The 22436-nt window shown below is 58.1% G+C and carries 1 protein-coding gene; it reads left to right on the top strand.

What is annotated here, in order from left to right; all coding sequences use genetic code 11:
- Window positions 1-89: 89 nt before the first annotated feature.
- A complete protein-coding gene (locus Fuma_RS30365) occupies window positions 90-22436 on the top strand; it encodes a right-handed parallel beta-helix repeat-containing protein (protein ID WP_077027426.1) in 22347 nt (7448 codons plus the stop codon).

The raw sequence follows: 22436 nt of genomic DNA, 5'->3' as shown, positions 1-22436 counted from the left end.
ATCATTGCGAGCTGCTCTTAGAATATGTGGCGGTTCTTCAGCCACTCCTCTTCCGCACTTCGCAAAATTCTCATCAGATGGAGACTTCTATGCAGTTCAAGCCTCGCCGCACGCAACGTGCAAGGTCGATTGGCCAGAAGTTCTTAGACTCGTTGCTTCGTGGGCAAAAGCGACGATCTCGGCGGATCGACAAGCATGGGGCTCGGCACGAGCCACAGGTCACTTGCTGTGTTGAGCGGATGGAAGACCGCGCTTTGCTGTCTGCGACAATTGGCAACAATATCGACGTCGGCGATCAATTGCGGAACTATCGTTTGGCCATCGCAGCGACGGCCGAATACACCGCGTTCTTTGGCGGGCAGACGCAGGCGTTAACTGCGATTCAGACATTTGTCGACGACGTGAACTCGATTTTTGAATCGGAGCTGTCGATTCGCCTGGATCTGGTTTCAGGTTTGAGCACGATCTTTACGGACGCGGGGACGGACGGATACAGCAACGGCAACACCGGGGCGATGATCAATGAGAACACGCCGATTCTGAACAATGTCGTGGGAGTGGGCAATTACGACATTGGACATGTGTTCGGTACAACTGGCAGTGGAGGTTCGGGGCTGGCCGGTCTTGGTGTTGTCAATAGCAGCACGAGCAAAGGTCGCGGAGTTTCGTTGTCAGCCAATCCTCAGGGTTCCAGCTGGCTAAGTCTGGCCGCCCACGAGCTGGCTCATCAGTTCGGAGCGGACCACACGTTTAACGCAGACGCTTTCGGATCGGCCGTGGGAAATCGAGAGGGTACGAACGCCTACGAGCCAGCCAGTGGTTCGACGTTAATGAGCTACGCTGGCATTTCCGGAGCAGACAACCTCCAAGTAGATCCGAACAACTACCTGCATGCTGCCAGCTTTGAACAAGTGCAAACCTTTATTGCTGGTTCGGGTACCCCCAATTCGACGACGTCAACTGGCAATAATGTGCCGGTCGTCAACGGTGGTGCCGATTTCACGATTCCAGCAGGCACGCCATTCGAATTGACGGCTGTCGGTTTCGACGCGGATCTCGGCGATACGTTCACCTACACATGGGAACAGCTTGACCTCGGGCCCGCGATGAGCCTGCCACTGACGGACAATGGCAGCAGCCCGCTGTTTCGTTCATTTCTGCCGTCGACGGACTCGACACGGACGTTCCCACGGCTGCCCGATCTGGTAAACAACGTGAACACGGCCGCCATCGGCGAAGCTCTGCCGACTACGACCCGCGACCTGAACTTCCGCACCACCGTGCGCGACGGCAACGGCGGTGTGAATTCCGACGATGTGCTGATCAACGTCGTCAACACCGGCAGTCCGTTTGCTGTGACCGCTCCAAATGCGGCGGTGAACTGGACTGGTGGTTCGACGCAAACGATTTCCTGGGACGTCGCCGGGACAACGGGAAGCGGCATTAATACGTCAAACGTTGCAATCGACCTGTCGCTGGATGGTGGCCTGACGTATCCCTTCGTTCTGGCAGGCAGCACGACGAACGACGGCAGCCATACACTAACGGTACCCAATATCGACACCACCGAGGCCCGGGTTCGAGTACGCGGTGTCGGGAATGTCTTCTTTGACATTTCGGATGCGAACTTCACGATCATTTCCAATGCGGGTGCGCCGGGTGTGACCGTGGTTGAATCCGGTGGCGGCACGTCGGTGAGTGAGGACGGCGTTGTCGGCGGTGTCGGCGTGGACACCTATACGCTGGCACTCAATACTGTGCCTTCCGGAAATGTGGAAATCACTATCAATGGCGGAGCTCAGCTGGAAGTGAGCCTTGACGGAGTCAACTTTGGTGCAACCTCTGTTCTGATAGCCGCGAATTCGACGGCCCAAACCTTGTATGTTCGAGGAACTGACGATTCCCTGGCTGAAGGAATTCACTTAGGCACCGTCACTCACATGGTGACCGCGACTGCCGATTCAAATTACCCGGTCGGCACACTTATCAATCCCGTGACGGCCAGCATTGCTGATGACGAACTGCATCCAGTGGTGGGCGTCGACTTTGATCAGTCGGGTTCAGTGTCCACACCTGAGAACTGGACGAAAATTTCCCAAACGTTCGGCGGCACAACATCAAATCTAATACGCGAAGATGGCATCGCCACAAGCACCAGTCTTACGCTGGGTGTTTCGGGTTCTGCTGGGTTGAATGCATCAGAGCCGTCCGCCACGCCAGTGCATTCGCCGTCACTGGAGGGCCTCGACGGCAATCATCTGGCATCCGATTCATTGACTCTGACGTGGGGCGGGCTGACGCCCGGGAAAGATTACAACATCTACCTGCTGACGTCGGAGTGGTTCGGCAGTAATGTTCTGCAAGACGTGACCATCACCGCAGGCGTCACGGTTCCATCGTTTACACAGGATACCGGCGCAATTGGCAGCGGGATGCTGGTGAATGCCGGGTTGGCGAATTCCGGAAAAACGCTGGAAGCCGACGCTCTCATGGTGCAGGCCGATGCCAGCGGAACGATTCAAATTGTTGTCAGCGATGTCTCGACCGGCGGAGCGGGAAATGCACTGTTGTCAGGGGCGGCCATCCAGGAAGTTGGCAGTGGTACCGTCGGATTCGGGATCACACAGACAGGTGGCTCAACTGAAGTGAGCGAATCCGGCACTTCAGACACATTTGACGTCGTTTTGACGACTCAGCCCACAGGCACGGTGGTGGTTGACGTCAGCAGTGCTGATTCTGGAGAAGTCAGTGTCGGTACTTCAACGCTGACATTCACAGACACTAACTGGAATGTCCCTCAAACCGTGACCGTGACTGGAGTCGATGATGTCCTTGAAGACGGTGCTCAAACGACAACATTGACGCTATCCGTGAATCAAGCCATGACGGTTGATTCACGTTTCGATGCAGTCAGTGACCGCCTGTTGGACGTTATTAATGTTGACAACGAGGCGCTTCCATTAGTTGGTGTCGACTTTGACAGTACCGGTACCGCTCCAACAAACTGGAGTATTATCACGGGGGCCTTCGGAAGCACAACAAACAACCTGATCAACGAAGACGCAAATGCCACGGCATTCGATCTGATCGTCTCAGTTGCGGGCGGCTCGGGGATCTCAAACAGTTCTTCGCCAGCCAACCTGCCAGACCACACTCCGTCGCTGGCAAACATCGGAGGCGTACGGTATTCGTCAACATCAATCACGCTAACGTGGACAGATCTGACCCCAAACACAGAGTACGACTTGTGGTTGTTCAGTGCATGGCCGTTTGGTAACCCTGTGACTCAGACAGTCACGGTCAATGGCGGAGGTACCAATCCGTCGCCGTTCAGTATGAGCGTTTCGGCGGCAGGCGGGGCGCTGCTTGTGAATGATGCCGTGGCCAGTTCTGCCAGAAACCTTCAGGACGACGCGGTACGTGCCACCGCCAACACGAGTGGTCAGATTCAGATTGTTGTTTCCAATGCCGGCGGCGACTTCGTTGCGCTCAGTGGTGCTGCTATTCAGGAGGTCCTTGCGGCCCCGGTGTTGCTTGACTTCGGTGATGCACCGACGGCAACTCAGGCGGGCGGCGGAACGTTTGTTTCGGACTATCCGGTCACGGCGGCGGAAGATGGTGCACGGCACACTCCCGCCGGTCCATCTCTTGGATCAGAACGCGACAGCGAAGTAGACGGTGCTCATTCTGCTGCGGCCGATGCTGATGACACGACTGGCTCGCCTGACGACGAAGACGGCGTGACGTTTACGACTTCGATCATTGCATCCACAAACGCATCGCGAATCGGTTCCGTAAATGTCGACCTGCAGAACGCAGATGGCACATCCAACCGTCTGGATGCATGGATCGATTTCAACCGCGACGGAGACTGGAATGATCCGGGTGAGCGGATCCTCACGAACTACGATCTGGGCACAGCAAACGGCTTGCAGTCAGTCAGCTTTGCGATTCCTCAGGATACCGGAGCCAATGTTCAGGAAGGAACGACCTTTGCGAGATTCCGCCTCAGTACGGCGGGATCGCTGAGTGTGACGGGGGCGGCGGCGGACGGTGAAGTGGAGGACCACGCCGTTACCATCGGCCCGAGTACCGATGCGATTCTTTTGGAACCGTTCGATCACTCCGGGCAGTTTTCCGTCAGTGAACCGTTTTTCAGTATCGGCGATGGGTCAGCCTTCTTTGGAATTTCAGACGGTGCGGGTGGCGGCGATTTCGGCCCGGGCAGTCCTCCCACTCCGACCGTGCCGTCCTACACCGGTGCAACCGGCAATTTCCTCACCGGAATGGACATGGACGCCTCGGCCACCGGCCATACGGCAGCCTCTTTGCCGATCACTGCCACATGGAGCGGCCTGAACATCAGCGGGCAAACCGGGCTGCAGTTCGGTGCGGAATTTGCCTCGTTTGATGAAGGAATCAACGGCGACTCCGGACGTCACATCGAACCATCTGATTTCATTCGAGTGGAAGTTCAGATCGACGGCGGCGGCTACGTCAACATTATGGAGTTTCGTGGCAACAACACCGGAGGTACCAATGCAGCGTATTTTTCACTCGACACCGACGGAGATGGCAGTGGAGACGGCACGCTGCTGACGGACGCACTTCGCAATTTCACGGCGGATATTGTTGGCTCAGGCAATCTGCTTGATCTGCGAATCTCAATGAGCGTCAGCGATCAGGACGAAGACTTCGCGATCGACAACGTCACGGTCACGGCCAACAACCCGACCGGGCCTTTCGTGGTCGACACGAACGCCGATGAAAGCGACGGAGACTATTCGGCCGGAGACTTTTCTCTGCGCGAAGCCATCGAGCGAGCGAACACTCATGTGGGTGCTGACGATATTCAGTTCGCTGCGGGGTTGTCGGGGCAGACAATCACTCTGACCATCGACCAGTTGTCGGTCACAGATGATCTGACAATTACGGGGCTGGGGGCATCGAACCTGACGGTGAGCGGAGGCAACCTGTTCCGTATCTTCGACCTGCAGCATACGCCGGACGTTGTCATTGATGGTTTGACTTTGAGCGGCGGCCGGACCAATGCTGTCGGCCAGGGCGGCGGGGCCATCCGGTCGTCCGGGAATCTGCAGATCATCGACAGCGTCGTTACGAACAGCCAAACGATTGCAGACGCGTCTGACGGAGGCGGCATCTTTCAGATCGGCGGCACGCTGACCATCACGGACTCGACCATTTCCAACAACAGTACCGGCGGAGCGAACTCGTTTGGTGGCGGTATCTCAGCAACGCAAGGTGCCGAGACCATCATTACCGGAAGCACTATTGACGCAAATACAACGGCCTCCGCGAGCGGAGTCGGCGGCGGTCTCCTGAACATCGGCGGCGACGTGACCATCACGGAAAGTACGATCTCGAACAATGAAAACACGGGCGTAGGTGCGCTGGGTGGCGGTGTGGTCGTCGCGGCCGGAAATCTGTTAGTTGAACGGAGTACGATTTCCGGCAACGAAACGACCGGCGGTGCCGGGGGAATTGGGTTTGACTCTAACGGCCTGACCGTCACAGCCACCATTGTGAACTCGACCGTTTCCGGCAACACCACAACGAGTGGCTTCGGAGGCGGCATTGCCAACTTTAACGGAACGATGAACATTCGGCACAGCACCGTGACCGGGAATTCAGCGACGGCTGGCAATGGAAGCGGTGTGGCCAGCTACACAGATGGATCAGCACTGATTGCCAACACCGTCGTGCTATCCAGCATTATCGCGGACAACGTGAACAGCGACATCGATAACATCCTGTCCGGCGGGGGCACAAATACGATTACGAGTTCCGGATTCAACCTCGTCGGAAGCGGAAACGCTGTTTCGTCGTTCAGCCTTGGGTCTGACGTGACCGGCGTCTCTGCCGGACTCGGGCCACTTTCTAGTAATGGCGGTCCGACACAGACTCACGCGCTGCTGGTGGGAAGTGCTGCGATTGGAGCTGGCGATACGACTTCTGCTCAGGCCACCGACCAGCGAGGAGCAGGCTTCAGTCGGCTTGTTGGAGCCAACGTTGATATCGGAGCCTTTGAGCTTCAGGCGACTAATCCGAGCGTCAATCTTTCGGTGGACAATGCCACGGTTATGGAAGCATCAGGCGTCGCCAAGTTCACGGCGACGCTCTCGGAAATCACAGGTCAGGATGTCACTGTTGCTCTGACCCTTACCGGTACCGCAACACCGACTGACGACTACGTTTTCACGGCGAGCCAGATTGTCATCTCTGCCGGCAGCCTTTCCGGGACGATTGATGTCACTGCAGTGCCGGACACAGTGGACGAAGCCGACGAAACGGTCATCGTCGACATCGACGCAGTGACAAACGGTACGGAATCCGGAAGTCAGCAGTCAACGACGACGATCATCGACAATATCGCACCAGAACTCACTCTGCCGTCGGCACCTGCAACGTTCACTGAGGGTGATGCTCCGGTGTTGCTCGACCCGGCGGCCACCGTAACTGATCCGGACTCTGCGAATTTTGAATCTGGAACATTGACACTGGAAATAACGAACGGCGCGACAGGCACTGATCGGCTTGCTGTCCGTAACGAAGGCACGGGTGCCGGCCAGATCGGTATTTCCGGAAACGACGTGACTTTCGAAGGCATCGTTATCGGTACGTTTGCCGGAGGTTTTGGTGCGGCGCCGCTTGTCATTTCGTTTGGTGCCGCCTCTACGCCGGCCGCAGCAGAAGCAGTACTGCAGAATGTGACCTTCGAGAATGTTTCTGAGACTCCGTCGACGTCACCTCGGGAAGTAACGGCGGTGCTGACCGACGGGGATGGCGGTGTCAGCGGAATAGTTTCGCAGGATCTGATTTTCAGTTTTGCGGTTTCGCTGGGTAACTCCAGCTTCGACCGCGGCGAGGAAGTCGGAACGGATGCGGACGGTAATGTTTACGTCTCGGGCTACTTCCGCGGCACGATCGATGTCGATCCGGGGCCGGGAACCGTCAATCTGACAAGTGCAGCATCCAACCGCGATGAGATTCTGATCGTCAGCTATGATTCCTCAGGCGCGCTTCGATGGGCGAAGCAGGTGAGTGCGAACGTCGCCAATCAGGAGACGGATCTGTCAGTCGACAACAATGGCAACGTGTACGCGACCGGCCTGTTTAGCGGCACCATCGACGTCGATCCGGGACCCGGAGTTGTCAATCTGACCGCTTCGGGAACGGACGGATTCATCCTGAAGCTCGACAGCGAAGGAGACTATGTGACGTCCGGAAGCATCGGCGGAGGGCGGGCAAAGATATTTGCGGAATCGCCGGGCAATGTCTACCTGACAGGATCGTATGGCGGTGTGCAGGACTTCGATCCGGGTGCGGGTGTCTTCAATCTGCCCGACACCGGCGGCAGTTCGCAGACGTTCATCCTGAAGCTGGACACAGCTCTGAGTCTGGTCTGGGCGAAAGCCACCGCAACGACATCGGAACGCGGCTCGTGGGGAGAAGGCATCACGGTGGACGCGACGGGCAACGTTCACGTCGTTGGAACGTTCAACGGGACGACCGACTTTGATCCAGGTACCGGAGTCTTATCACTCTCGACAGCGACGACGGACACGTTCGATATTGATATTTACGTGTTAAAACTGGATTCGTCGGGCGATTTAGTCTGGGTGCGGGGCTGGGGCGGCGTTGAGTTTGACAGCGGAGAGGACATTGTCGTCGACAGTACCGGAAACGTGTACACGACGGGCTACTTTGAGGTCACCGGCGGCGGCGTGGTTGACTTCGATCCAGGGGCCGGCGTTCACAACGTAACAAACGCAGGCAACTGGGACGCATTTGTCTCGAAACTCGACTCGACCGGAAACTTTGTCTGGGCTCACGGTGTGGGCACCGGCAGTATCGATCAGGGCCGCGGCATCGACCTGGACAGCAACGAAAACGTCGTGGCAGGAATTCAGTTCTCCGGTACTTCCGATTTCGATCCTTCCGCGGGAACGCTGAATCGCACGGCTGTTGGTACATGGAATGGAGCGGCATGGGGGCTAAAACCGGACGGTAGCGTGTTGTTCGCGACGGCCTTTGGTCAGTCGTCCGGAACGACCACGCCCTTCGACGTCACGTTCGATAGCCAGGACAACGTGCTGAGTACCGGACAGTATTCCGGGTCGGGTGATTTTGATCCGGGACCGGACACAGTCACGCTCAGCAGCGACGGGAACACAGATCTATTCGTTGTCAGACTGAAACCGGACACGGACTCGCAGATTGTCAATGTCGTGGATCTGCTGCCTCCGGTCCTGACACTTCCTTCCGCACCCGTGACATTCCAGGTAGCTTCTGCCCCGCTGGTGATCGATCCGTCGGCCACGATCACAGACGCGGACTCAGCCGATTTCAATACGGGGACGCTGACACTGGAGATCATCGAAGGTGGCACGGCGAATGACATTCTGGCCGTCCGCAATCAGGGAACCGGTCCCGGAGAAGTCAGCGTCTCCGGAAGCGACGTCAGTTTTGCGGGAACGGTGATCGGGACATTTGCCGGGGGAGCCGGGGTGTCTCCTCTGACGATTACATTCAATGCCGCGTCAACGCCGGCCGCCGCGCAGGCGGTGCTGCGCAACATCACGTTCGGGAATATGTCATCAACTCCGTCGAAAACTCCGCGCGTCATTTCAGCGGTCGTAACCGATGGTGACGGAGGAGAAAGCAGCGGTAGTGAAGTCGCGCTGAATTTTGAGTTCGTGATTCCGATCGGTTCGACCGGCGGCGATTCCGGCTCGTCCGTCACTCATGATGCCGACGGCAACATTTACGTCACCGGCAAATTCCAGCGGACGATCGATGCCGATCCCGGTGCCGGCGTCGCCAACCTGACGTCAGCCAGTTCTACCCGTAGCGATATTTTTGTCGCCAGCTACGACTCATCCGGCGATTATCGCTGGGCCTACGGCTTCGGCGGATCCGAGCACGACTTCGGGATTTCGATCATCGAACACGGCGGCACGATTTTCGTGGCCGGAGAATTCTCCGGAACAGTCGACTTTGACCCGGGTGCGGGAGTCACATCGCTGAGCAGTCGCAACGGCGATCCGGAAGGATTTCTCGTGCAGTTCGATCAGGCGGGCAACTTCATATCTGCTACCAACACGGGGGGCACGATCCACGGAATGACGACTGACGCGGCAGGAAATCTGTACGCGACCGGTTCGTTTGTCGGACTGCACGATTTCGATCCCGACACACCGTTTGTCGCTCTGAATGCCGGTGGTAGTTTCCACGACGGATTCGTGCTTAAGTATGACAGTACGGGAGATTTCGCGTGGGTGAAGCATCTAAATGACAGCCCAGGCAACTACTACACGTTCGGGAACGACATTTCGCTTGATGCTGCGGGCAACATTTATTCCGTCGGACACTTTAGCGGAACCGTCAACTTTGATCCCGGTGCCGGTACGTCTGCATTGTCGACATCGACGCCTTCAGACAATCTGAACTGGGACGCCTATTTGCTGAAGCTGGACAGCAACGGCGATTTTGTCTGGGCGCGAAACTGGGGAGCCGACGGACTCGATCGAGGCAATGATCTGGCGGTCGACAGCGCAGGAGACGTCTATCTTATCGGAAGCTTCCTGGAGACAGTCGACTTCGACCCCGGTGCGGGAGTGATGAATCTGACGAGTACCGGCAGTGAAGATGGTTTTGTCGTCAAGATGGATTCCGCAGGCGACCTGGTCTGGGCCAGGCAAGTCGGCGGTGCACAACTGGAACGAGCCTTTGGAATCGATCTGGATGCCAACGATGCACCTGTCATTGCACTTCAATTCAGAGACACCGTCGACTTTGACCCCTCCGGCAACACCTTTGAACTCACGTCCGCCGGCGTCAGTGATGCGGCTGTCTGGATGCTCGACGGGAACGGCGACTTTGTGCAGGCCGTTAATTTCGGCGGGCTGGCATCGACGCGACCGCTCGCCCTGACGATCGATAACGAGGGCAACGTGATCACAACCGGAGAGTTTCAGGGAACCGTCGACTTCGACTCGGGCCCGTTGGACAACAATGTCACGTCCAGCGGCTTGGGCGACCTGTTCGTCCATAAGCTCGCAGTGGTGAATCGGGAAACGCAGACGGTCAATCTGGTCGAGCAGCCGGACACAAGCGTCGAAATCGACGGCGCGGGTAATCTCCTGATTCGTGACATCAACGGCGGGGACTCGCACGATACACTCACCCTTTCCGTAAACGGCGCGAACCTTCGCGTTCACGACCCGAACAATGTTCTCGACGCAAGCACAGGTACGACGCAGATTGATGAGAATACCGTCGAAGTTCCCGTCGCTGACATCACAGGCAGTACAGGAATCGTCGTTGATACGCTGGGCGGCGACGACACGCTGACGATCAACCTCGACGGCGGCAATTTCACAAAAACCATCACGTTTGCCGGCGGAACCCAGACGACAACGCCGAATGGCGACTCGCTCATTCTTACCGGTGGCGGCACATTTGCGGATACTGTCTTTGGTTTCGTGAACAACTCAGACGGTTCCATCGACATCACTGGCAACGCAACGATTACGTATACAGGTCTGGAACCAATCACTTCTAACGTTAACGCAACCAACGTTACGCTGAACTACAGCAATTTTGAAGAGACCATTACGGTCACCGATCCCGGCGGCAATCGAACGTCGGTTGATTCGACTGTTGGTGAAATTGTCACGTTCGTCAATCCGACCGCCTCGATCACAGTCAACGCCGGTGGCGGCAACGACGTGATCACAGTCACGTCGCTGGCCTCTACCTTCGCTGGCGCGATGATTCTTGATGGTCAGGGGGGCGACGACGAAATCAATATCAACGCTGATCCGCAGGCAGACACGACGCTCAATGCCGAAATCGTGAATCTCAATGCACAGATCACCGGCACCGTCACCGGAAACGCAACAACGGTCAATGTGGCGGCGACGGCGAGTATTCAGGATGGAATTAACGCCTCCATGTCGGGCGGCACGGTGCTTGTCAGCCCCGGCACTTATAACGAATTCGTGAACATCGACAGGACTCTTACGCTGCAGGGCACAACAGCGACGCTTGGCGATGTGGTCATCAACCCAACATCGAACGTTGATGCGATTCACGTCGATAACGATGCGGCGGACGTGACAATTCGCAATCTGCAGCTCGGCGGAAATACGGTCAATCCGATTGTGGACGGATTGCGAGTCATCTCGGCAACCGGCACTCTGACTGTGGAAAACATCAGCATTCAGAATGCACAGGGAAACGGATTCCATGTGGTTGACGCAGATACTGTTTCGATCGATTCGGTGGTCGTGAATGCCAGTGGCATCGATGGGTTTTCAGTCCCGGACGGAGGAGGATCGCCGTCCATCGCGATTACGAACAGTACGTTCACTAACAACGTCGATGACGGAATCGAAGTCTATAACACAGATGGCGTCGTCCTGACGAACCTGACGGTGGAAGACAATCTGGATGATGGTGTCAACATTGTTGGAGGCATATTCCCGGGGTTCTTTGAGTTTGGAGAAGCTGCAGCGCTGACACATCTGTCAGGCGATGACCTGTTATTTGCCGACCGCTCCAATAACTTTGGAGTAATGACGACTGACGGCGTTGCCTCCCTGTTGGGGTTCTTGGATCATGATTCCAAAGGCCTTGCATTTGACGGCAGCAACCTGTTGTCGGTCACGGCAAAGGACGCTTTTCTCAGGACACTGGACCAGAGCGACGGGGCAACGCTATCGAGCGTTGCGATCTCTCTGTCGGGGGAGACCGTTCTCGGAGCAACCGGGCTGGCTGTGAATCCAGTTGATGGAGTTGTATACGCCATGCTGAGACTACAGGGAAGATTCGCGCGCGAACTGGTGACACTTAACACAACAACCGGTGTCGCAACCAGCATTGGCAATACGGGCGATGGATTTGCCGCTCTTGCCTTCAATGGTACAGGCACTCTGTACGCTGTGACGGGAGATGGAGGAAACGTCCCGGAAACACTTTTCGAACTGAATACGGCGACCGCCGCCGCTACGACCGTCCTCGAACTGGGACGCGGAGATGACGGCGAGTCACTGGCCTTCAACCCGACAGACGGCCTGCTCTATCACTTCTCCGGCCTCGACGATCTCGCATTCGAATCCATCGATCCGTCGAATCTGACAACTCAGGACATACGTCTTTCGACGGATATCGGTCCCGGTCCGAACGTGACGATCACCAACAGTTCGATATTGCGAAATTTCAAAGGAATCGATATTGCTTTCGTCGTGGATATCACTCTCACCAGTGTAACGATGCAGGACAATCATCATGGCCTGCACGTTTCGGAAGCTGGCTCACTGACAATTGACGGCGGTTCGTACTCGTCAAGCGTCACTACAAACATACTTGTTGACGATATTAGTGGTCGAGTGACTCTGACGAATGTGATCGTCGACGGTTCAACTTCGGCGCCTGGGATCCAGCTATACGGGGCACTGGGTCTGGACATCTCCGGTGGTTCAGTTTCCGGAAACGACGGAGTTGGTTTGCTGATCGATGCCTTTCCGACTGGTGTGACGTTAAACGGTGTCACCGTCGATAATAATGGCCATTCCGGTTTCGACCTGTTCAATGCGGCTTCTGTGACGATTACCGGCGGGTCGTTCTCGAACAATGTCGTGAGCGGCATTGATCTGGACGATATATGGAGAACAACACTGACCAATGTCGTCGTTAACAATAACGGACAGGCGGGTGTCAAAACTCAAACGGTGACTACAGCGCTGGTCGATGGCAGCACGATCAGCAACAACAATCTGGGAATAAATTTCTTCGACATTAACGAAGTGACGTTGTCCAGTGTCGTGACCACAGGCAATGCGAACCACTCGCTGATCGATTTCGTTGGCACGGTCAATATCGATACCACATCCGGAGCGACTGTTGACGATGTGCAACTGAATACGCCCGGCGTGGGCGGCGAAGGGTTTCTGCAGTTGACGCGAGCAGGCGTGCCGCAAAACGTCGTTAACTTTACGAGGCTGGATGAGCTGGATATTGATTTCGATGCTGGCGACGATACGGTCACGGTGGCTCCCCACGCAACAACCGTATTTGATCTTGATGGCGGAGCCCCGACAGCCGCTCCGGGGGACTTGCTGACATATCTGGCAGACGGCACCAGTACATTCAATTTCGGGCCGTCCACAATCTCAACGACCGGCAAAGCCGCTATTCTGTACAATGATTTCGAAACAACGGATGTCGTTGGCAACGCGGTGAATCTTTCCCTTAGTGCCGTAGCCGGAACCGAAGCGGATGAGACAGTCATTACAGTGACGGCGACTGCCAACGGTAATGTTTTCGGTAGCCAAACAGTTGAAGTTGCTGTCAGCGGAACGGGAATCACGGCCGGCGATTACGCATTGTCCAATACGACGATTACCATTCCCGATGGCATGACGACCGGCTTCGTAACCTTCACCATTCGGGACGACACTCTTTCCGAAGGCACTGAAACCGCCGTCCTGACGCTTTCCAATCCATCGGCAGGCATTATTCTGGGGCCAAACGTCAGTAAGTCCGTCGACGTCACCGACGATGATGCGGCCGCTCTGACGGTCAGCATTACGGATGCAGCCATCAGTGAGAACGGTGGCACCACCACCGGCACGGTCTCTCGCAACACGGATACTACGAATGCTCTGACGGTCACGCTGGTCAGTAACGATATCAGCGAAGCGACGGTCATCGGCACGGTCACGATTGCTGCCGGACAGACCACGTCACCCGCCTTCACCATCACGGCCGTCGATGACGCCATCGTCGACGGCACCCAGACCGTCACCATCACGGCTCAGGCAAACGCCCACGTCGATGGTACCGACACGCTGGATGTCACTGACGATGATGCGGCCGCTCTGACGGTCAGCATTACGGATGCAGCCATCAGTGAGAACGGTGGCACCACCACGGCCACGGTCTCTCGCAACACCGACACCACCGACGCCCTGACCATCAACCTCTCCAGCAACGATACAGGGGAAGCGGGTGTTCCGGCCACGGTCACCATTCTTGCCGGCCAGACATCGGCCACCTTCAGCATCACAGGCGTTGATGACGCGATTGTTGACGGCACGCAGACGGTCACCATCACGGCTTCGGCTGCCGCTCATGCTGACGGAACCGACACGCTGGATGTCACCGATGATGATGCGGCCGCTCTGACGGTCAGCATTACGGATGCAGCCATCAGTGAAAACGGAGGCACCACCACGGCGACCGTTTCCCGCAACACGGATACTACGAATGCTCTGACGGTCACGCTGGTCAGTAACGATACCAGCGAAGCGACGGTCATCGGCACGGTCACGATTGCTGCCGGACAGACCACGTCACCCGCCTTCACCATTACCGGCGTTGATGACGCGATTGTTGACGGCACGCAGACGGTGACCATCACGGCTTCCGCTGCCGCTCACACCGACGGTACCGATACGCTGGATGTGACCGACGATGATGCGGCCGCTCTGACGGTCAGCATTACGGATGCAGCCATCAGTGAGAACGGTGGCACCACCACCGGCACGGTCTCTCGCAACACGGATACCACCAACGCCCTGACCATCAACCTCTCCAGCAACGATACAGGGGAAGCGGGTGTTCCGGCCACGGTCACGATTGCTGCCGGACAGACCACGTCACCCGCCTTCACCATTACCGGCGTGGATGACGCGATTGTTGACGGCACGCAGACGGTCACCATCACGGCTTCGGCTGCCGCTCATGCTGACGGAACCGACACGCTGGATGTCACTGACGATGATGCGGCCGCGCTGACCGTCAGCATTACGGCCGACGCCATCAGTGAAAACGGAGGCACCACCACCGCCACCGTCAGTCGCAACACGGACACGACTAACGCTCTGACAGTGACGCTGGTCAGCGACGATACCAGCGAAGCGACGGTCATCGGATCCGTCACCATTGCCGCCGGACAGACCACGTCACCCGCCTTCGACATCACGGCCGTCGATGACGCCATCGTCGACGGCACCCAGACCGTCACCATCACGGCTCAGGCAAACGCCCACGTCGATGGTACCGACACGCTGGATGTCACTGACGATGATGCGGCCGCGCTGACCGTCAGCATTACGGCCGACGCCATCAGTGAAAACGGAGGCACCACCACCGCCACCGTCAGTCGCAACACGGACACGACTAACGCTCTGACAGTGACGCTGGTCAGCGACGATACCAGCGAAGCGACGGTCATCGGATCCGTCATCATTGCCGCCGGACAGACCACGTCACCCGCCTTCGACATCACGGCCGTCGATGACGCCATCGTCGACGGCACCCAGACCGTCACCATCACGGCTCAGGCAAACGCCCACGTCGATGGTACCGACACGCTGGATGTCACTGACGATGATGCGGCCGCGCTGACCGTCAGCATTACGGCCGACGCCATCAGTGAAAACGGAGGCACCACCACCGCCACCGTCAGTCGCAACACGGACACGACTAACGCTCTGACAGTGACGCTGGTCAGCGACGATACCAGCGAAGCGACGGTCATCGGATCCGTCATCATTGCCGCCGGACAGACCACGTCACCCGCCTTCACCATTACCGGCGTGGATGACGCGATTGTTGACGGCACGCAGACGGTCACCATCACGGCTTCGGCTGCCGCTCATGCTGACGGAACCGACACGCTGGATGTCACCGATGATGATGCGGCCGCTCTGACGGTCAGCATTACGGATGCAGCCATCAGTGAGAACGGTGGCAGTACCACGGCCACGGTCTCTCGCAACACCGACACCACCGACGCCCTGACCATCAACCTCTCCAGCAACGATACAGGGGAAGCGGGTGTTCCGGCCACGGTCACCATTCTTGCCGGCCAGACATCGGCCACCTTCAGCATCACAGGCGTTGATGACGCGATTGTTGACGGCACGCAGACGGTCACCATCACGGCTTCGGCTGCCGCTCATGCTGACGGAACCGACACGCTGGATGTCACCGATGATGATGCGGCCGCTCTGACGGTCAGCATTACGGATGCAGCCATCAGTGAAAACGGAGGCACCACCACGGCGACCGTTTCCCGCAACACGGATACTACGAATGCTCTGACGGTCACGCTGGTCAGTAACGATACCAGCGAAGCGACGGTCATCGGCACGGTCACGATTGCTGCCGGACAGACCACGTCACCCGCCTTCGACATCACGGCCGTCGATGACGCCATCGTCGACGGCACCCAGACCGTCACCATCACGGCTCAGGCAAACGCCCACGTCGATGGTACCGACACGCTGGATGTCACTGACGATGATGCGGCCGCTCTGACGGTCAGCATTACGGATGCAGCCATCAGTGAGAACGGTGGCACCACCACGGCCACGGTCTCTCGCAACACCGACACCACCGACGCCCTGACCATCAACCTCTCCAGCAACGATACAGGGGAAGCGGGTGTTCCGGCCACGGTCACCATTCTTGCCGGCCAGACATCGGCCACCTTCAGCATCACAGGCGTTGATGACGCGATTGTTGACGGCACGCAGACGGTCACCATCACGGCTTCGGCTGCCGCTCATGCTGACGGAACCGACACGCTGGATGTCACCGATGATGATGCGGCCGCTCTGACGGTCAGCATTACGGATGCAGCCATCAGTGAGAACGGTGGCACCACCACCGGCACGGTCTCTCGCAACACGGATACCACCAACGCCCTGACCATCAACCTCTCCAGCAACGATACAGGGGAAGCGGGTGTTCCGGCCACGGTCACCATTCTTGCCGGCCAGACATCGGCCACCTTCAGCATCACAGGGGTGGATGACGCCATTGTCGACGGCACCCAGACGGTGACCATCACGGCTTCCGCTGCCGCTCATGCCGATGGCACCGATACGCTGGATGTGACCGACGATGATGCGGCCGCTCTGACGGTCAGCATTACGGATGCAGCCATCAGTGAGAACGGTGGCACCACCACCGGCACGGTCTCTCGCAACACGGATACCACCAACGCCCTGACCATCAACCTCTCCAGCAACGATACAGGGGAAGCGGGTGTTCCGGCCACGGTCACCATTCTTGCCGGCCAGACATCGGCCACCTTCAGCATCACAGGGGTGGATGACGCCATTGTCGACGGCACCCAGACGGTGACCATCACGGCTTCCGCTGCCGCTCACACCGACGGTACCGATACGCTGGATGTGACCGACGATGATGCGGCCGCTCTGATGGTCAGCATTACGGATGCAGCCATCAGTGAGAACGGTGGCACCACCACCGGCACGGTCTCTCGCAACACGGATACCACCAACGCCCTGACCATCAACCTCTCCAGCAACGATACAGGGGAAGCGGGTGTTCCGGCCACGGTCACCATTCTTGCCGGCCAGACATCGGCCACCTTCAGCATCACAGGGGTGGATGACGCCATTGTCGACGGCACCCAGACGGTGACCATCACGGCTTCCGCTGCCGCTCACACCGACGGTACCGATACGCTGGATGTCACCGACGATGATGCGGCCGCTCTGACGGTCAGCATTACGGATGCAGCCATCAGTGAGAACGGTGGCACCACCACCGGCACGGTCTCTCGCAACACGGATACCACCAACGCCCTGACCATCAACCTCTCCAGCAACGATACAGGGGAAGCGGGTGTTCCGGCCACGGTCACCATTCTTGCCGGCCAGACATCGGCCACCTTCAGCATCACAGGGGTGGATGACGCCATTGTCGACGGCACCCAGACGGTGACCATCACGGCTTCCGCTGCCGCTCACACCGACGGTACCGATACGCTGGATGTGACCGACGATGATGCGGCCGCTCTGACGGTCAGCATTACGGATGCAGCCATCAGTGAGAACGGTGGCACCACCACCGGCACGGTCTCTCGCAACACGGATACCACCAACGCCCTGACCATCAACCTCTCCAGCAACGATACAGGGGAAGCGGGTGTTCCGGCCACGGTCACCATTCTTGCCGGCCAGACATCGGCCACCTTCAGCATCACAGGCGTTGATGACGCGATTGTTGACGGCACGCAGACGGTCACCATCACGGCTTCGGCTGCCGCTCATGCTGACGGAACCGACACGCTGGATGTCACCGATGATGATGCGGCCGCTCTGACGGTCAGCATTACGGATGCAGCCATCAGTGAGAACGGTGGCACCACCACGGCCACGGTCTCTCGCAACACCGACACCACCGACGCCCTGACCATCAACCTCTCCAGCAACGATACAGGGGAAGCGGGTGTTCCGGCCACGGTCACCATTCTTGCCGGCCAGACATCGGCCACCTTCAGCATCACAGGCGTTGATGACGCGATTGTTGACGGCACGCAGACGGTCACCATCACGGCTTCGGCTGCCGCTCATGCTGACGGAACCGACACGCTGGATGTCACCGATGATGATGCGGCCGCTCTGACGGTCAGCATTACGGATGCAGCCATCAGTGAGAACGGTGGCACCACCACGGCGACCGTTTCCCGCAACACGGATACTACGAATGCTCTGACGGTCACGCTGGTCAGTAACGATACCAGCGAAGCGACGGTCATCGGCACGGTCACGATTGCTGCCGGACAGACCACGTCACCCGCCTTCACCATTACCGGCGTTGATGACGCGATTGTTGACGGCACGCAGACGGTGACCATCACGGCTTCCGCTGCCGCTCACGTCGATGGTACCGACACGCTGGATGTCACTGACGATGATGCGGCCGCTCTGACGGTCAGCATTACGGATGCAGCCATCAGTGAGAACGGTGGCACCACCACGGCCACGGTCTCTCGCAACACCGACACCACCGACGCCCTGACCATCAACCTCTCCAGCAACGATACAGGGGAAGCGGGTGTTCCGGCCACGGTCACCATTCTTGCCGGCCAGACATCGGCCACCTTCAGCATCACAGGCGTTGATGACGCGATTGTTGACGGCACGCAGACGGTCACCATCACGGCTTCGGCTGCCGCTCATGCTGACGGAACCGACACGCTGGATGTCACCGATGATGATGCGGCCGCTCTGACGGTCAGCATTACGGATGCAGCCATCAGTGAAAACGGAGGCACCACCACGGCGACCGTTTCCCGCAACACGGATACTACGAATGCTCTGACGGTCACGCTGGTCAGTAACGATACCAGCGAAGCGACGGTCATCGGCACGGTCACGATTGCTGCCGGACAGACCACGTCACCCGCCTTCGACATCACGGCCGTCGATGACGCCATCGTCGACGGCACCCAGACCGTCACCATCACGGCTCAGGCAAACGCCCACGTCGATGGTACCGACACGCTGGATGTCACTGACGATGATGCGGCCGCTCTGACGGTCAGCATTACGGATGCAGCCATCAGTGAGAACGGTGGCACCACCACGGCCACGGTCTCTCGCAACACCGACACCACCGACGCCCTGACCATCAACCTCTCCAGCAACGATACAGGGGAAGCGGGTGTTCCGGCCACGGTCACCATTCTTGCCGGCCAGACATCGGCCACCTTCAGCATCACAGGCGTTGATGACGCCATTGTCGACGGCACCCAGACGGTGACCATCACGGCTTCCGCTGCCGCTCATGCTGACGGAACCGACACGCTGGATGTCACCGATGATGATGCGGCCGCTCTGACGGTCAGCATTACGGATGCAGCCATCAGTGAAAACGGAGGCACCACCACGGCGACCGTTTCCCGCAACACGGATACTACGAATGCTCTGACGGTCACGCTGGTCAGTAACGATACCAGCGAAGCGACGGTCATCGGCACGGTCACGATTGCTGCCGGACAGACCACGTCACCCGCCTTCACCATTACCGGCGTTGATGACGCGATTGTTGACGGCACGCAGACGGTGACCATCACGGCTTCCGCTGCCGCTCACACCGACGGTACCGATACGCTGGATGTGACCGACGATGATGCGGCCGCTCTGACGGTCAGCATTACGGATGCAGCCATCAGTGAGAACGGTGGCACCACCACCGGCACGGTCTCTCGCAACACGGATACCACCAACGCCCTGACCATCAACCTCTCCAGCAACGATACAGGGGAAGCGGGTGTTCCGGCCACGGTCACCATTCTTGCCGGCCAGACATCGGCCACCTTCAGCATCACAGGGGTGGATGACGCCATTGTCGACGGCACCCAGACGGTGACCATCACGGCTTCCGCTGCCGCTCATGCCGATGGCACCGATACGCTGGATGTGACCGACGATGATGCGGCCGCTCTGACGGTCAGCATTACGGATGCAGCCATCAGTGAGAACGGTGGCACCACCACCGGCACGGTCTCTCGCAACACGGATACCACCAACGCCCTGACCATCAACCTCTCCAGCAACGATACAGGGGAAGCGGGTGTTCCGGCCACGGTCACCATTCTTGCCGGCCAGACATCGGCCACCTTCAGCATCACAGGGGTGGATGACGCCATTGTCGACGGCACCCAGACGGTGACCATCACGGCTTCCGCTGCCGCTCACACCGACGGTACCGATACGCTGGATGTGACCGACGATGATGCGGCCGCTCTGATGGTCAGCATTACGGATGCAGCCATCAGTGAGAACGGTGGCACCACCACCGGCACGGTCTCTCGCAACACGGATACCACCAACGCCCTGACCATCAACCTCTCCAGCAACGATACAGGGGAAGCGGGTGTTCCGGCCACGGTCACCATTCTTGCCGGCCAGACATCGGCCACCTTCAGCATCACAGGGGTGGATGACGCCATTGTCGACGGCACCCAGACGGTGACCATCACGGCTTCCGCTGCCGCTCACACCGACGGTACCGATACGCTGGATGTGACCGACGATGATGCGGCCGCTCTGACGGTCAGCATTACGGATGCAGCCATCAGTGAGAACGGTGGCACCACCACCGGCACGGTCTCTCGCAACACGGATACCACCAACGCCCTGACCATCAACCTCTCCAGCAACGATACAGGGGAAGCGGGTGTTCCGGCCACGGTCACCATTCTTGCCGGCCAGACATCGGCCACCTTCAGCATCACAGGGGTGGATGACGCCATTGTCGACGGCACCCAGACGGTGACTATCACGGCTTCGGCTGCCGCTCATGCCGACGGCACCGATACGCTGGATGTCACCGACGACGAGAGCGCCACCGTCGGTGTGTCGGCTGTAAGTAATGGTAGTGAATCCGGCCCGGTTTCCGGCCAGTTTTTGGTGACTCTCAGTGCCGCTGCGCAACAGGATGTCGAAGTCAGTTATACGTTGGGCGGAACGGCGGTGGCTGGTGAGGATTTTAGCGGGGCAGCAACAGGTACTGTTACGATTACGGCCGGGACGCTGTCGGTTCCGTTGAACATTCCGGTGATTGATGATCGTGTCGCCGAAGGGGGAGCCGATCACCTGAGTGTTCAGCTTGACGGTGTGACGGCTTTGGGAAATGTATCGATTGATACGGGAGCTGACACAGCCAGCGTCTTACTCTTCGACAACGATTTTGCGGGGATTATTCTGTCGAAGTCGCAGGTCACGGTCAGCGAAGATGCAACCACGGCAACATTCGATGTCGTGCTGACATCAAAGCCGACCGGGAACGTTGTCCTGAATGTAGCCAGCAGTGATACAGGCGAGGCTGCGGTGACGGATGGAGCGACGCTGACCTTTACGCCTGACAACTGGGATACGCCTCAGCCGGTGACGGTCACAGGTGTAGATGATGGTGATGTGGATGGCACTCAGTCCTCGATCATTTCCGTGAGTGTTGCCGGAGAAACAACGGCCGACGAATACACTTCCGTACCAGCCGCAAGGCTAACGGCGAAGACTGATGACAACGACGCCACCGCAGCGGCAACTGTTGAGAGCATCACGTTCTTCAATAATGACGCTGACGCGGAACGCCAGTTAAGTGTTGACGAAACCGGTCAGCGGTCGATCATTCGACAGGTTGAAGTGGTAGTCAATGGCGAAATCGATGTTGCTGACGCTGCTGCGTTCGCACTGCAGCATCTCGGCACCGGAAACGCAGTCAATGTAACGTTGACTGCGTCAACCAAAGCCGGCGGCCGAACCACGATCCTGTTGGCGTTCAGCGGAACTCATGTGGACATCGGCGGATTTGTTGGTCTGGAAAACGGCAACTACGAATTGACCATCGACGGCGACGCTCTGGGTGTCACCGGCGGGGAGCAGAAGACTCGTTTCCACCGTCTGTATGGCGACAGCGACGGTGACCGAGACGTGGACGGCGCTGACTACGGCAACTTCATTAGCGCCCTTTACTTCGGTTCTGCCGGTTACAACTCGGTGTTTGATATCGACAACAGCAGCACGTTGTTTGACGACATCGACAATTTCTTCGGAGCATTCGGCTCCGTCCTAATGCCGTAA

The organism is Fuerstiella marisgermanici (assembly GCF_001983935.1).
GTDB classification, from domain to species: Bacteria; Planctomycetota; Planctomycetia; order Planctomycetales; family Planctomycetaceae; genus Fuerstiella; species Fuerstiella marisgermanici.
The sequence above is the reverse complement of the archived record's forward strand: the minus strand, read 5'-3'. Positions and strand labels throughout refer to the sequence as shown.

What these genes read in the sequence shown, in the direction of transcription:
- Fuma_RS30365 (WP_077027426.1), top strand. Translation starts at nt 90, where the DNA reads ATGCAGTTCAAGCCTCGCCGCACGCAACGTGCAAGGTCGATTGGCCAG.